Below are 13720 nucleotides of genomic sequence, written 5' to 3'. Positions count from 1 at the left end.
AGCGATCGTGGGCCGGCAGGGCCATCCCCGCACGGGATGCCTGTCCCGGGCCAGGCGAAGGCCCTTGGCCATGGCAGCCTCTTCCTTGCAGGGAGGCGCGACCGCGCGCAGGCAGCATGAACAGGATCACCCGGACCGCTGGCTCCCTGGCCGGCGCCAGGGGCTCCACCGCCGATCCGGTCGCCCGGGAATGTGACCTGGCCTGGGCGCGCCACCGGGGCGAGTGCTACCCGGCCAGCAGCGCCGTGAACGACTGGGAAGCCTATCACCGGCAGCTGCTGTCGGAGGAGGCGCGGCTCTACGGCTTCGTGGAATGGAACTCGCCCAGGTTGCGCGAGCGGCTTTCGGCGGAGCAGAACCACCGATGCTGCCATTGCGGCAAGCGGATGGAGGCGGATGCGCCGGACCCGGACGACCGTCCGAGCTTCGAGCACATCCTGCCGCGCAAGCAGGGCGGCGGGAACCGGCCCTGCAACCTGGCCGTCGCCTGCCGACGCTGCAACGTGGACCGGGCGGACAGGCTGGGCTGGTGCCGCGGCCACAAGCCGCGCTGAACGGGGAGGCCCGGCCTCGGGAGGTCAGGCCTCTCCTCCTTCCGTCAGGCGGCGCAGCGCCTCCTGCAACGGGGCATCCTCCACCAGCAGGTGCCGGGACAGGTCGGCCAGCGTCAGCCAGCCGGCGACCTGCCCGGCCTCGTTCGTGACAGGCAGGCGGCGGAGATGGTGCGCGGCCATCAGGTCCATGGCCGCATGCAGCGTATCGCCTTCCCGGCAGGTGACGGCCGGGCGCGACATCACCTCGCGCACCTGGATCCGGTTCGGGTCCAGCCCCCGCGCGACCAGGCGGTAGAGGATGTCGCGATCGGTGACGATGCCTTCGAGCCGCTCCGGCGAGCCCACCGGCAGGGCGCCGACCTCGATCTCGCCCATCAGCTCCGCCGCCTCCCGCACCGGCGCGTCCGGTGCGACGAACTCCACCTCCGTGGCCATGATATCCGTCACCCGCAGGGCGGCGCTCATGGCTCATCCCGGCCGAGCAGGGCCTCGTCGATCTGTTCCAGCAGGCGCGGGAAGTCCACCGGCTTGGGGTGGTAGGCATCGAACCCCGCCGCCGCCAGATCGGCCGGGCTGGCGGACAGGCCATGCGCCGTCAGCGCGATGATCGGAATGCGGGCGGCCTCGCCCTCCGCGCCACGCAGGGAGCGGGCCACGCTCCAGCCATCACGGAGCGGCAGGTTCATGTCCAGCAGGATCACGTCGGGTTGCTCCATCAGGGCCCGGCGCAGCCCGGTCTCCCCATCCGGCGCCAGCACGACATGGAAGCCCCGCCGCTCCAGCCTCCGGGACAGCGCGTCCCGCAGGTCCTCATGGTCCTCCACCAGCAGAATCCGGGTCACGTCATGGTCCTGGGCGGCACCTTCCACGGGGGCGATCCGGCGCCGGAGCCGGTCTGTCATCGAAGCGCCGCACATCCCCGCGGGTTGCCGCCGGGACGCAGGGGGGGTCATGCCGCCGGCGGGGAGCAGGGCGAGGGCGCCAGCCTTTCGGCGAGGCCCGCCACCTGCCGCCGGATCTCCGCCACGGCCGTGATCTCCCAGAGGCCACCGGGGGCGCAGGGGCCGATGGCATGGAGGCCGGGAACGGGCTCGCCACCCCGGTCCAGCACGGCGTCGCTGCCGGGCGCCGTGTCGAGGCCGAGTTCCAGCGGATCGAGCCGCGCCAGCCCCGCCGAGGCCAGCCCCGCGACGGCCGGGTGCCGGAGCCAGTGGCGCCCCCCGGCCGGGCCGGTGCAGAGCTGCAGCCGCGCCACGGTCCGTTCCTCCCGCCGGCCGTCCCGGTGGCGCAGCATGGCCCGGAGACCTCCACCCGGCCCGGCGGCGCAGGATTCCAGCCGGGCGGCATGGACCGCCACCTGCCCGCTCTCCACCATCTCCCCTACCACGGCGAAGATCTCCGGCGCGATACGGTGCCGGTGCAGGCTCCAGGCCGTGCGGGCATGGCGCAGGAAGCGCCGCCGCTCCGCCAGCGGCAGCCCACGCCACAGCGCCTGGACCTGCGGCCGGACGGCATCCATCACCGCCTGCCAGGGCTGGCCAGCGGCCTGGGCCCGCGCCGCCTCCCGCCGCAGCCAGCGCGACAGGCCCAGCACGGTCAGGGGCCGCGGCGGCCTGTTCAGGCACCAGGCCGTGTCCACCGGGATGGCAGGCGGCGCGGCGACGTGCGGCAAGGGCAGCCAGCCATGGCGCGAAACCACATGCACCGGGCCGCGATGTCCCTGCGCGCGCAGGGCCAGCAGGTGGTCCACCATGGTCAGGCCGCTGCCCAGCAGCAGCACCGCGTCCTCCGGCGGCAGGTCGTGCAGCCCGGACAGGCCCTGGCGGGCCCCCTCGACCGGATTCGCGGGCGCGTTTCCCAGGGCAAGCACGCAGACACGCGCCCGGCAACCCGCCGTCCCGGCCTCGATGCGCCACAGCCCCTCCGCGTCGCGCCGGATCGCGGAAACCGCCCGAGGCACATGGCGGATCTCCGCCCCCGGCCCGCGCCGGGCCTCCTCCAGCAGCGAGAGCATGTAGCGCCCGTAGAGCTGGCGCGGCGCGAAACGGCGGGCGGCGGGCTTGTCGCGCGCCTCCGCCGGGCAGAGGGCGTTCGGCGGCTGCGCCGCCAGCCATCGGGCGAAGTGGTCGGGCTCCGTGGCCAGGGCGCTCATGCCTCCGGCCGGGGCATTGAGGACGTGCCAGCGCCCCGCTTCCCCATAGGCCGGGCCGCGGCCAGGCTCGGGGCGCGGCTCGAAGAGGAGGACTTGCCGCCCGGCCGGAAGCCTCGTGCGCAGAAGGACGGCCAGCAGGGTCCCCGTGAAGCCCCCGCCGACGATGGCGATCTCGACCGGCTGATCCATGGCCGCAGCCTAGCGGAGCGGATCGGAGGCGGGCAAACGACCCATCCCCTTTTCCGGGGTCGCCGGGGTCGTATCTTCTCCCGAACGTCATTCAGGGGGATGAAAATTCCCCGGCGGTCCTTGGGGGGAAGGCTACACCGCCAGGTGGCGCCGCCGCAGCGCCTCGTCCGCCGCCAGTGCCTCCGGCGTGCCGCTCCAGACCGCCTGGCCTTTTTCCAGCACCACCGCGCGATCCGCCACGCCCCCGGCGAAATGCGGGTTCTGCTCGGCCAGGAGGATGGTCAGCCCCTCGGCCTTCAGCCGCAGCACGGCCTGCGCCATCTGCTCCACGATCACCGGCGCCAGGCCCTCGCCAGGCTCGTCCAGCAGCAGCAGGCGCGGATTGCCCATCAGGGTGCGCGCGATGGTCAGCATCTGCTGCTCGCCGCCGCTCATCCGCCCGCCCGGCCGGTCGCGCATCTGCCCGAGATTGGGGAAGAGCGCGAAGAGCCGTTCCGGCGTCCAGGCCGGCAGCCCCGCGCGCGGCGCCTGCCGGCCGACCTCCAGGTTCTCCATCACCGTGAGATCGGCGAAGATCCGCCGTTCCTCCGGCACGTAGCCGAGGCCGGCGCGGGCGATGCGGTGCGGCTCCCATCCCGCGATCTCCTGTCCGGCAAGGCGGATGCTGCCGCTCTCGGCCCGCAGCAGGCCCATGACGGTCCTGAGCGTGGTGCTCTTGCCCGCGCCGTTGCGGCCCAGCAGCATCACCAGCTCGCCCGCCCCGATCCGGAAGGAGAGGCCCCGCAGGATGCGGGCGCGGCCATAGCCGCTGACGAGATCCGCGACCTCCAGCATCAGCCCGCCGCCCCCTGTTGCGTGCTTCCGGTGCCCAGGTAAATCTCCCGCACCGCCGGATCGGCGCGGATGGCGGCCGCATCGCCCTCGGCGATCAGCCGGCCATGGTCCAGCACCAGGATGCGGTCGGAAACGCCGAAGACCACGTCCATGTCGTGCTCGGTAAACAGCACGGCGATGCCCTGTTCCGTGGCGATCCGCCGCACCAGCCGCATCAGCGCCTCGCGCTCCGCCGGGGCCATGCCGGCGGTGGGCTCGTCCATCAGCAGCAGTCGCGGGCGGGCGGCGAGGGCGACGGCCAGTTCCAGCCGCTTCAGGTCGCCATAGGCCAGCACCCCGGCGGCGCGTTCCGCCTGCTCCGCCAGCCCCGCCTGTTCCAGCAGCGCCCCGGCTTCCGCCCGATGGTGCCCCGCCAGGGGCTGCCAGAAGCGCCAGACCTTCCCCTCCCGCGCCAGGAGGGCGAGCTGCACGTTCTCGCGCAGTGTCATGGAACCGAAGGTGGCGGTGACCTGGAAGGTCCGCCCCACCCCCCGCCGTGCGATGGCGCGGGGCGAAAGGCCGGCGATCTCCCGCCCCTCCAGGGTCAGCCGCCCGGCATCCGGCCGCAACTGCCCGCCCACCATGTTGAAGCAGGTGGACTTCCCGGCGCCGTTCGGGCCGATCAGCGCCAGCATCTCCCCCGCCGCCAGTGCGAAGGAGACATCGGAGACCGCCGTTACCCCGCCAAAGGACTTCCGCAGGCCCTGTGCCACGAGCAGGCTCATGCGCCGGTCCGGTGTCGCGCCCGTTGCCGGCCCCGGGGGAGGCTCCGCCTGCCCCCGGCCCCCCTCCGCCGGGGAGATAGTATCTCCCCGGACCCCGCCTGGAGTGGCCTCGGGGTGGCAAGGCCGGTCTCCCGTCTGAACCCGGGGGGCAGGTGGATCAGTGGGTCTCCCGAAGAAAGGAAAGCACGATGTCCGTACGGGCGGCCCGGACGGTTGCCGGAGAGCCATGCTCTCCAGCGCGATCCGGCCGGCAGCGAAGAGCCGGCGAATGGGGGCCAGGGCCCGCAGGGTCCTGGCGGATAAGGGGGTGCGGGGGAAAGGGCGGAGCCTTTCCCCCGCGGCACGACGGCAACAAGGCGCCTCACGCCTCGCGTCCCCGCAGCCAGAGGCGCCGCGCCGCGCCGGCGATGCCTTCGGGGAAGGCCACCACGACCAGCAGGATCACGGCGCCCAGCACGAGGCGCCAGAGATCGGTGCTGCGGACCAGGAGGTCGGCGAGGCCGGTATAGGCGAGCGCGCCCACCACCGGGCCGCTCATCGTCTGGAGCCCGCCCAGCAGCACCATCAGCAAGGCCTCCACCGAATGCGGGATGGCGATGTAGGTCGGGAAGACGCCGCCCTTGGCATAGGCGAAGAGTGCACCGGACAGGCCCGCCGCCGCCCCGGCCACCGCCAGGGCCAGGATGCGCAGCCGTGACACGTCGAGGCCGATCGCCTCCGCCCGCAGCGCCGAATCCCGCGCCGCGCGGAGGGCATAGCCATAGGGGGCATAGAGCATCCGGCGCAGCAGCAGCACCGTGGCCACGGCCAGCGCCAGTGCCAGCGCGTAGAAGACGCGCGGATCGCGCGCCCAGCCCTGCGGCCAGAGGCCAAGCAGCCCGTTGTCGCCGCCGGTCAGCCCGACCCACTGGAAGGCGACGGCCCAGGTGATCTGCGCGAAGGCCAGGGTGAGCATGGCGAGGTAGATGCCGGAGAGCCGCACCACGAACCAGCCGAACAGTCCCGCCACCAGCCCGGCGGCGAGCGGCGCGCCCAGCAGCGCCAGAGGCATGGGGGCGGACAGGTCCTGGGCCAGCAGCCCGGCGGCATAGGCGCCGATGCCGAACCAGGCGGCATGGCCGAAGCTGGCGAGCCCGCCCGGTCCCATCATGAAGTGCAGGCTGGCCGCGAAGACCAGCGCCACGCAGGCCTCGGTCAGCACGCTGAGCGCATAGTCCCCGAGCCAGAAGGGCGCGGAGGCGGCCAGCAGCAGCGCCGCGAGGCCCAGCGCGCGCAGGGCGGGCGGGGCGGGGCGGATCACCGGCGCGGCGGCCATCGCCTCCCGCGCCTCCGCCTGGGGCCTGCCGAGCAGCCCGTTCGGGCGCAGCACCAGCACCGCCGCCATCACCAGGAAGACCAGCACCAGCGTGCTCTGCGGCAGCAGCGCCACGCCGAAGGCCTGCAGCACGCCGATCAGCAGGCTGGCCAGGAAGGCGCCCGCCAGGCTGCCCAGCCCACCCACCACCACGACCACGAAGGCTTCGGTGATCACCGACAGGTCGATCTGGAGGTTGGCCGAGGCATTGGGCAGGGACAGCGCGCCGCCCAGCCCGGCCAGCCCGGCGCCCAGGGCGAAGACCGAGGTGAAGAGCAGGCGCTGGTTCACGCCCAGCGCCGCCGCCATTTCCCGGTCCAGCGTCGCGGCGCGCAGCAGCGTGCCCCAGCGCGTCCGGTGCAGCAGCAGCCAGAGCAGGCCCAGCACCACCGGCCCGGCCGCGATGAGCAGCAGGTCGTAGAAGGGAAAGCGGCTGCCGGCGATCTCCACGAAGCCGCGCATCCAGCGCGGGCGGGGCAGGGAAAGCTCCGCCGGGCCCCAGAGGCGCAGCGTGAGGTCCTGCAGGATCAGCACCACGCCGAAGGTGGCCAGCAACTGGAACAGTTCCGGCGCCCGGTACACGCGGCGCATCACCGCCAGTTCCAGCACCGCGCCGATCAGCCCCGTGGCGAGCGCGGTGAGCAGCACGCCCAGCACGAACCATTCCGGATCGCGCGGCAGGCGCGTCAGGATGCTCCAGCCGATATAGGCGCCGAGCATGGTCAGGCTGCCATGCGAGAAGTTCACGATCCGCGTGACGCCGAAGAGGATCGTCAGGCCCGAAGCCACCAGGAAGAGCGAGGAGGCCCCGGCCAGCCCCGTCAGCAGGGTGGGCAGGAAGGTTTCGGTCATGGGCCGGATGCGTCCCGTTCAGGCATTCGGGGCACGGCCAACGGCTTTCCCCGGTGCTCCGGCAGGTCGTGGAAGGTTCCCATGCCAGTTTCGATAGCCGATGGCCTTCCCATCGTCGCCGGGCTTGCGCCGCAAATTCGCGCGGAATGCGCCGCCGCGCCGGTTCCCGTTGCGCCCTCCCGGCCCCGCCACGGTTTTCCGGTTTCCGGGCCGGGGCCTCCGGGCTGTTCCGCCATGCTCCCACCCGCATTGACGGGATGGAAGGAGGGCGGAAACCTCGCCCCCTGACCATCGGGGGGAGAAACCATCGCATGTTGCCGGACCCGGCCACCACGGCAGCCTGCTGGCCTCGTGCCGGCATCGCCACCCTTCTCCCCGCCCTGCAGGCCGCGCTGCGGGAGCCGGTGCTGACCAGCCCCGCCGCCCGTGCCCATTACGGCCATGGCGAGGCCCTGCCCGACGACGCCCCGCCCGATGCCGTGGTGCGTCCGCGCGACAACGGGGAGGTCGCCGCCGTGGCGCGCCTCTGCCACGAGGCGCGGGTGCCGCTGATCCCCTTCGGGGCCGGCACCTCGGTGGAGGGGCAGGTCGTCGCGATCCAGGGCGGCGTGACCATGGACCTGTCGCTGATGGACGCGATCCTCGACGTCTCGCCCGCCGCGCTGGACTGCCGCGTGCAGGCGGGTGTGCGGCGGCTGCGGCTCAACGAGGCGCTGCGTGGCGACGGGCTGTTCTTTCCGGTCGATCCCGGGGCGGATGCCACGCTGGGCGGCATGGCGGCCACCCGCGCTTCCGGCACCGGCGCAGTGCGCTATGGCACGATGCGCGAGAACGTGCTGGGCCTGACGGTGGTGACGGCGGATGGCCGCATCCTGCGCACCGGCACGCGGGCGCGGAAATCGGCCAGCGGCTACGATCTGACCCGCCTCTTCCTCGGCAGCGAGGGCACGCTGGGCATCATCACCGAGGTGCAGCTCCGCCTGCAGGGCCTGCCCGAGGCGGTCTCGGCCGCCACCTGCCAGTTTCCCTCCGTCGAGGCGGCGCTGGAGGTCGCGGTGGGCGTGCTGCAATCCGGTATCCCGGTGGCGCGGATGGAATTCGCCAATGCGCCGCAGATGCGCTGCTGCATCGCCTTCTCCCGCCTGGAAGGGCTGGAGGCGCTGCCGACCCTGTTCCTCGAATTCCATGGCAGCCCTGCGGCGGTGGAGGAACAGGCGCTGGCGGTGGAGGCCCTGGCGACGGGGGCCGGCGGCGGCGGCTTCGCCTGGGCGCGGCGGCCGGAGGACCGTTCCCGGCTCTGGAAGGCCCGGCACGACGCCCTGCCGGCCAACCTGGCGCATGGCCGGGGCCGCGCCCTGATGGGCACGGATGCCTGCGTGCCCATCTCCGAACTCGCCGCCTGCATCCTGGAGACGGAAGCGGATATCGCGGCGACGGGACTGGAAGCGCCGCTGATCGGCCATGTCGGCGACGGCAATTTCCACCTGGGCATCCTCTTCGACGCCGCCGTTCCGGGGGAGCGCGAGCGCGCCCAGACCCTGGCGCACCGCACCGGGGAGCGTGCCATCCGGCTGGGCGGCACGTGTTCCGGCGAGCACGGGATCGGGTTGCACAAGCTGGACCTGATGGCCAAGGAGCATGGCGGGGCGCTGGACCTGATGTGGGCCATCAAGCGGGCCTTCGATCCGCACGGGATCATGAATCCCGGCAAGCTGCTGCCGCCGTGTGACGGGGCCTGACCGGGAAGAGGAGGGAGGAGGACGCATGAAGAAGCTGGTGAACGACCCCCGCCACGTGGTGCGGGAGATGCTGGAGGGGCTGGTGGCCCTCAACCCGGCCCAGGCCCTGCTGGAGGGCGAGGATGTCGTCATCCGCGCCGGGCTGCCGGAAGCGGCACGGCGCAAGGTGGCGGTGATCTCCGGCGGCGGGGCGGGGCACGAGCCGGCCCATGCGGGCTATGTCGGGGAGGGGATGCTCTCGGCGGCGGTGACGGGCGACGTCTTCACCTCGCCGAGCACCGATGCGGTGCTGGCGGGCATCAGGGCGGTGGCGGGCCCGGCCGGGGCGCTGCTGGTGGTCAAGAACTACACCGGCGACCGGCTGAACTTCGGCCTCGCCGCCGAGCTGGCGCGGGCGGAAGGCATCCCGGCGGAGATCGTCGTGGTGGCCGACGACGTCGCCCTGCGCGCCACGGTGGAGCCGGAGCGGCGGCGCGGCATCGCCGGCACGGTGCTGGTGCACAAGCTCGCCGGTGCCGCGGCGGAACAGGGGCTGCCCCTGGCGGAAGTGGCGCGGCTGGCGCGCGAGGCCGCGGCGGAGACCGGCAGCATGGGCGTGGCGCTGGGCGCCTGCACCGTGCCGGCCGCCGGGCAGCCCGGCTTCGCGCTGGGCGAGGAGGAGGTGGAACTCGGCCTCGGCATCCATGGCGAGCAGGGCGTGGAGCGCGGTGTGCTGCGGCCGGCGGACGGGCTGGTGGAAACGCTGCTCGCCGCCATCCTGGAGGATCGCGGGCTGCGGGCCGGGGACCATGTCGCGCTGCTGGTCAACGGGCTGGGCGGCACGCCGCCGATGGAGCTGGCCATCGTCGCCCGCCGCGCCCTGTTCCTGCTGCGGGAACGGGGCCTCGTGGTGGAGCGGGCCTGGGCCGGGAACTTCCTGACCGCGCTGGAAATGCCGGGCTGCTCGCTCTCCCTGCTGCGGCTGGACGAGGCGCGGCGGGATCTGCTCGATGCGCCGGCCGGCGCTCCGGCCTGGCCCGGTGGCGGCCATGTCCCCGCCCGGCCGGGCCTGGTCCCGGCCCCGGCCCCGGCCGACGGGGATGCGGCGGAGCGTGCGTCCGGTCCGCTTTCCGGCCCGTTGCGGCGGGCGGCCCTGGCCGTGGCGGCGGCGGTGGAGGCCGCCGAGGCGGAGCTGACCGCGCTCGACAGCCGGGCCGGGGATGGCGATCTGGGGATCAGCCTGGCGCGCGGCGCAGCGGCCATCCGGGCCTTGCCGGAGACCGCCTTCGCCGATGCGCCGGAAACCCTGGCGCGGATCGGCGGCGCGCTGCGCCGGGCCATCGCGGGAAGTTCCGGCCCCTTCTACGCCACGGCCCTGCTGCGCGCGGCGCGCGGCCTGCCACCGGAGCCCGGCCTGGCCGACTGGGCCGCGGCCCTCCAGCGGGGCGTGGACGCCATCGCGGAACTCGGCGGTGCGAGGCCCGGCGACCGGACCATGCTGGATGCGCTGCACCCGGCAGCGGAAGCCTTCCAGGCGGAACTCGAAGCGGGCCGCCCGGCGCCCGAGGCCTGGGCCGCCGCCGTGCGGGCCGCCGGGGACGGCGCGGAGCGGACCGCCCGGATGCGGCCCCGGCTGGGCCGGGCCAGCTATCTCGGGGAGCGCGCACTCGGCGTGCCGGATGCGGGGGCCGCCGCGGCCGTGGTCTGGCTGCGCGCGCTGGCCGCCGTGCCGTCCTGAAGCCGCTGAGGGGGCGTGGCTTCCCGGTAAGGGCAGACGGCGGAAGAGGAGGGAGTCGAACCCACCGGAGACGCGCAGCGCCTCCCATCGGATTTGAAGTCCGTGCACCCCACCGGGGATGTTTCTCTTCCGGAGCGGGAGCTACGCCGGAACCCCGGCCCGATCAAGCCGCTGACGTCGGGCCGACTCATTCAATGGGACCGCGGCCTCACGGCGCTCCTCGCCCCGGGCGGCATCTCCACCCGAAAGGCCTTCTCGTTGCGCGCAAATCCCTGGCCATCCAGGATGGCCCGGGCGCATCATGGCAATGGTCGGGAGCGTACGATCTGGCGGAGAGGGTGGGATTCGAACCCACGGTACAGTTGCCCGTACTTCGGTTTTCGAGACCGACCCGTTCGACCACTCCGGCACCTCTCCGCGCCGCCCGAACAGGCTTCGGCGCCGCGTATAGAGGTGGAATGCGCTGAGCGCAACGGGGGGAAGGGCGGTTCTGCGTTGACTCCCCCAGGGTGGGCTCGCTATATCCGCCGCCTCCCGGCAGATCCCCCAGGTGACGCCGCAGTGCCGCTCGCGGCCTCACCATCGACTTGAATAGAGCAGGCGTAACAATGACCTACGCAGTGATCCGCACGGGCGGCAAGCAGTACCGCGTCACCCCGAACGCCGTGCTGGTCGTCGAGAAGCTCGAGGCCGAAGCCGGCCAGACCGTGACCTTCCAGGACGTCCTCGTCCTCGGCGGCGAGTCCGGGCTGACGATCGGCGCCCCCACCGTGGCCGGCGCCTCGGTGACCGCCACGGTGATCGAGCAGACCCGCGGCGACAAGGTGATCGTCTTCAAGAAGCGTCGCCGCCAGAACAGCCGCCGCAAGAATGGCCATCGCCAGCACATGACCGTGCTGCGCATCGGCGACATCGCCGCGGCCTGATCCAGAAACACAGGAAAACCCCACCATGGCTCATAAGAAGGCTGGCGGTTCCTCCCGCAACGGTCGCGACTCCGCCGGCAAGCGCCTCGGCGTGAAGCTCTATGGCGGCCAGGCGGTGAAGTCCGGCTGCATCATCGTGACCCAGCGCGGCACCAAGATGCTGCCGGGCCGCAACGTGCTCGTTTCCCGCGACCACTCCATCCAGGCCGTGGCCGATGGCGTCGTGAAGTTCGACCGCAAGGCCGAGGGCCGCGTGATGGTCTCCGTGGACCCGCGCCCGGTGGCTGCCCCGGTGGCCGCCGAGTAACCACGCGCCCCCTACCAACGGCTCGTCTTACCGGACGGGGGCCCTCGCGGCCCCCGTTCGTCGTTTCAGGGCTCCATTCCGGTGGTCCCGCACTCCCTCTTCAGGCTCCCGAACCGATGAAGTTCCTCGACGAAGCGAAGGTCTACCTGAAGGCAGGCGACGGCGGTGACGGCGTCGTGGCCTTCCGCCGCGAGAAGTACATCGAGTTCGGCGGCCCGGACGGCGGCAATGGCGGCCGGGGCGGCGATGTCGTGGTCGAGGCGGTGGAGGGGCTGAACACCCTGATCGACTACCGCTATGCCCAGCATTTCCGCGCCCGCAAGGGCGGCAACGGCGCCGGCTCCGACCGCACCGGCGCGGGCAGCGAGGATGTGGTGCTCAAGGTCCCCGTCGGCACGGTGGTGCTGGACGAGGACAAGGAGACCGTCCTGGCCGACCTCACCGAGGCCGGGCAGCGTGCCACGCTCTGCCGCGGCGGCGACGGCGGCCATGGCAACGCGCACTACAAGACCTCGACCAACCGCGCCCCGCGCCGCGCCGACAAGGGCTATCCGGGCGAGGAACGCTGGGTCTGGCTGCGGCTCAAGCTGATCGCCGATGCCGGCCTCGTCGGCCTGCCCAATGCCGGCAAGAGCACCTTCCTCGCCGCCGTCTCCGCCGCCCGGCCCAAGATCGCCGACTACCCCTTCACCACCCTGCATCCGCAGCTCGGCGTGGTGCGCCTCAACGCCTCCGAGGAATTCGTCCTGGCCGACATCCCCGGGCTGATCGAGGGCGCGGCGGAGGGGGCCGGCCTCGGCACCCGCTTCCTGGGCCATATCGAGCGCTGCGCCGTGCTGCTGCACCTGATCGACGGCACCCAGGCCGATCCGGCCGCCGCCTGGAAGACCGTGCGCGGCGAGCTGGAGGAATACGGCGCCGACCTGACCGACAAGCCCGAGATCCTGGCCCTCAACAAGACCGACGCCATGACGCCGCAGGCCCGCACCTCCCGCATCAAGGCGCTGGAGCGTGCCACCGGCCGCCCGGTCATGCTGATCAGCGGCGCCACGGGCGAGGGCGTGCCGGAAGTGCTCCGCGCCCTGGCCGACGCCGTGGCCGCCGACCGGGCGGAACGCACCGCATGATCGACCTGCGCACCGCGAAGCGGATCGTCGTCAAGGTTGGCTCCGCCCTGGTGGTGGACCCGGAGACCGCCGCGCCGCGCGAGGCCTGGCTCGCCTCCGTCGCCGCCGACCTCGCCGCGCTGCGCGAAGGTGGAGCCGAGGTTGTCCTGGTCTCCTCCGGCGCCATCGCCCTGGCCCGCCGCGTCCTGGGCCTGACCCAGCCGCGCCTGCGGCTGGAGGAAAAGCAGGCCGCCGCCGCTGTCGGCCAGATCCGCCTCGCCGGTGCCTGGCAGGGCGCCTTCGCCGCCCATGGCATCGCCGCCGCCCAGCTCCTCCTGACCCTGGAGGACAGCGAGGACCGCCGCCGCTACCTGAACGCCCGCGCCACGCTCTCCACCCTGCTGGGCCTGGGCTGTGTGCCGGTGATCAACGAGAACGACACGGTCGCCACGGCGGAGATCCGCTTCGGCGACAATGACCGCCTCGCCGCCCGGGTGGCGGAGATGGTGCAGGCCGATGCCCTGGTCCTGCTCTCCGACATCGACGGCCTCTACACGGCCGACCCGCGCCGCGACCCGGAGGCCCGGCACCTCCCGGCAATCGAGCGCATCACCGACGAGATCATGGCCATGGGGGGCGAGCCGCCGCCCGGCTATTCCTCCGGCGGCATGCGCACCAAGCTCCTGGCCGCGAAGATCGCCACCGGCGCCGGCTGCGCCATGGCCATTGCCCTGGGCACCCGCCTGAACCCGCTGCGGCACCTGCTCGAAGGCGGCCGTTGCACCTGGTTCCTTCCGGCGCCCGAGGGCCGCAGCGCCCGCAAGGCCTGGATCGCCGGCAGCCTCGCCCCCCATGGCGCCGTCACGGTGGATGCCGGCGCTGTCCGCGCGCTCCGCAACGGCTCCTCGCTCCTCCCCGCCGGGGTGCGGGAGGTCTCGGGCAGCTTCACGCGCGGCGACCCCATCTCCATCCGCGACGAGGCCGGCCGCGAGATCGCCCGCGGCCTTTCCGCCTATGACGCCGACGCCGCCCAGCGCATCGCCGGCCGCCATACCGACGAGATCGAGGCCATCCTCGGCCTGCGCGGCCGTGACGAGATCATCCACAGGGACGATCTCGTCCTGCTCTGAACGCTTCCGGACAGGAAGAACACGCCCCGGCCGGCTGCGCCCGGGACGGTGCCGGGCGGCGGATCGTGGAGCCTGGGCATTTCGGCGCACCCACCC

General features: G+C 73.2%; 13 protein-coding genes and 2 tRNA genes. 7 read left to right on the top strand and 8 right to left on the bottom strand.

Features of this window, described 5'->3' with window-relative positions:
• Positions 1-116 precede the first annotated feature (116 nt).
• Positions 117-554 carry an HNH endonuclease gene (locus CTJ15_RS15865; protein WP_075822956.1) on the top strand — a complete coding sequence of 146 codons (438 nt, stop codon included), beginning with the start codon at positions 117-119 and terminating at the stop codon, positions 552-554.
• 24 nt (positions 555-578) lie between these two features.
• Here CTJ15_RS15865 and CTJ15_RS15860 read toward each other — a convergent pair whose 3' ends face one another.
• The 6 genes from CTJ15_RS15860 to CTJ15_RS15835 all read right to left on the bottom strand — a co-directional run bounded on the left by CTJ15_RS15860 (position 579) and on the right by CTJ15_RS15835 (position 6699).
• Complete coding sequence (locus CTJ15_RS15860; RefSeq protein ID WP_019461879.1) at positions 579-1019, bottom strand: CBS domain-containing protein; 441 nt, start codon at positions 1017-1019, stop codon at positions 579-581.
• Positions 1016-1456 (bottom strand): response regulator, encoded by a 441-nt coding sequence (locus CTJ15_RS15855; RefSeq protein WP_216348675.1) that lies wholly within the window; start codon positions 1454-1456, stop codon positions 1016-1018. The genes CTJ15_RS15860 and CTJ15_RS15855 overlap by 4 nt, the downstream gene beginning before the upstream one ends.
• A gap of 47 nt (positions 1457-1503) precedes the next feature.
• Entirely contained in the window at positions 1504-2895 is a 1392-nt protein-coding gene (locus tag CTJ15_RS15850; RefSeq protein ID WP_099781690.1) for an FAD/NAD(P)-binding protein, read from the bottom strand.
• A gap of 132 nt (positions 2896-3027) precedes the next feature.
• Positions 3028-3729, bottom strand: coding sequence for an ABC transporter ATP-binding protein (locus CTJ15_RS15845; protein WP_099781689.1), 702 nt, complete (start codon positions 3727-3729; stop codon positions 3028-3030).
• The gene (locus CTJ15_RS15840; RefSeq protein WP_075823453.1) at positions 3729-4493 is read right to left on the bottom strand and encodes an ABC transporter ATP-binding protein; all 765 of its coding nucleotides are present in this window, start codon (positions 4491-4493) and stop codon (positions 3729-3731) included. The genes CTJ15_RS15845 and CTJ15_RS15840 overlap by 1 nt, the downstream gene beginning before the upstream one ends.
• Before the next feature lie 361 nt (positions 4494-4854).
• Positions 4855-6699, bottom strand: a complete 1845-nt coding sequence (locus CTJ15_RS15835; RefSeq protein WP_019461884.1) for an ABC transporter permease — start codon at positions 6697-6699, stop codon at positions 4855-4857.
• A gap of 311 nt (positions 6700-7010) precedes the next feature.
• Between CTJ15_RS15835 and CTJ15_RS15830 the strand changes: the two genes are divergently transcribed.
• Both CTJ15_RS15830 and CTJ15_RS15825 read left to right on the top strand, forming a co-directional pair.
• A complete protein-coding gene (locus CTJ15_RS15830; protein ID WP_075823418.1) occupies positions 7011-8438 on the top strand; it encodes an FAD-binding oxidoreductase in 1428 nt (475 codons plus the stop codon).
• A gap of 25 nt (positions 8439-8463) precedes the next feature.
• The gene (locus CTJ15_RS15825) at positions 8464-10155 is read left to right on the top strand and encodes a dihydroxyacetone kinase family protein (protein WP_099781688.1); all 1692 of its coding nucleotides are present in this window, start codon (positions 8464-8466) and stop codon (positions 10153-10155) included.
• Positions 10156-10195: 40 nt separating this feature from the next.
• On the opposite strand, the gene CTJ15_RS24080 is transcribed toward CTJ15_RS15825, so the two are convergent.
• A tRNA-Sec gene (locus CTJ15_RS24080) sits at positions 10196-10286 on the bottom strand.
• Between the two features lie 196 nt (positions 10287-10482).
• A tRNA-Ser gene (locus CTJ15_RS15820) sits at positions 10483-10572 on the bottom strand.
• Between the two features lie 191 nt (positions 10573-10763).
• Between CTJ15_RS15820 and rplU the strand changes: the two genes are divergently transcribed.
• From rplU to proB, 4 genes are all read left to right on the top strand, one after another.
• Positions 10764-11081, top strand: coding sequence for a 50S ribosomal protein L21 (gene rplU / locus CTJ15_RS15815; RefSeq protein WP_027282736.1), 318 nt, complete (start codon positions 10764-10766; stop codon positions 11079-11081).
• A gap of 25 nt (positions 11082-11106) precedes the next feature.
• The gene (rpmA, locus tag CTJ15_RS15810) at positions 11107-11388 is read left to right on the top strand and encodes a 50S ribosomal protein L27 (RefSeq protein WP_019461888.1); all 282 of its coding nucleotides are present in this window, start codon (positions 11107-11109) and stop codon (positions 11386-11388) included.
• A gap of 116 nt (positions 11389-11504) precedes the next feature.
• Positions 11505-12515 carry a GTPase ObgE gene (obgE, locus tag CTJ15_RS15805; protein ID WP_019461889.1) on the top strand — a complete coding sequence of 337 codons (1011 nt, stop codon included), beginning with the start codon at positions 11505-11507 and terminating at the stop codon, positions 12513-12515.
• Positions 12512-13624, top strand: a complete 1113-nt coding sequence (proB, locus tag CTJ15_RS15800) for a glutamate 5-kinase (protein WP_019461890.1) — start codon at positions 12512-12514, stop codon at positions 13622-13624. The genes obgE and proB overlap by 4 nt, the downstream gene beginning before the upstream one ends.
• Positions 13625-13720 lie beyond the last annotated feature (96 nt).

It is taken from the genome of Roseomonas sp. FDAARGOS_362, from assembly GCF_002754815.1.
Classification (GTDB): domain Bacteria; phylum Pseudomonadota; class Alphaproteobacteria; order Acetobacterales; family Acetobacteraceae; genus Roseomonas; species Roseomonas mucosa.
Note: the sequence above shows the minus strand (reverse complement) of the source record. Positions and strands in the feature narration are given on the sequence as shown.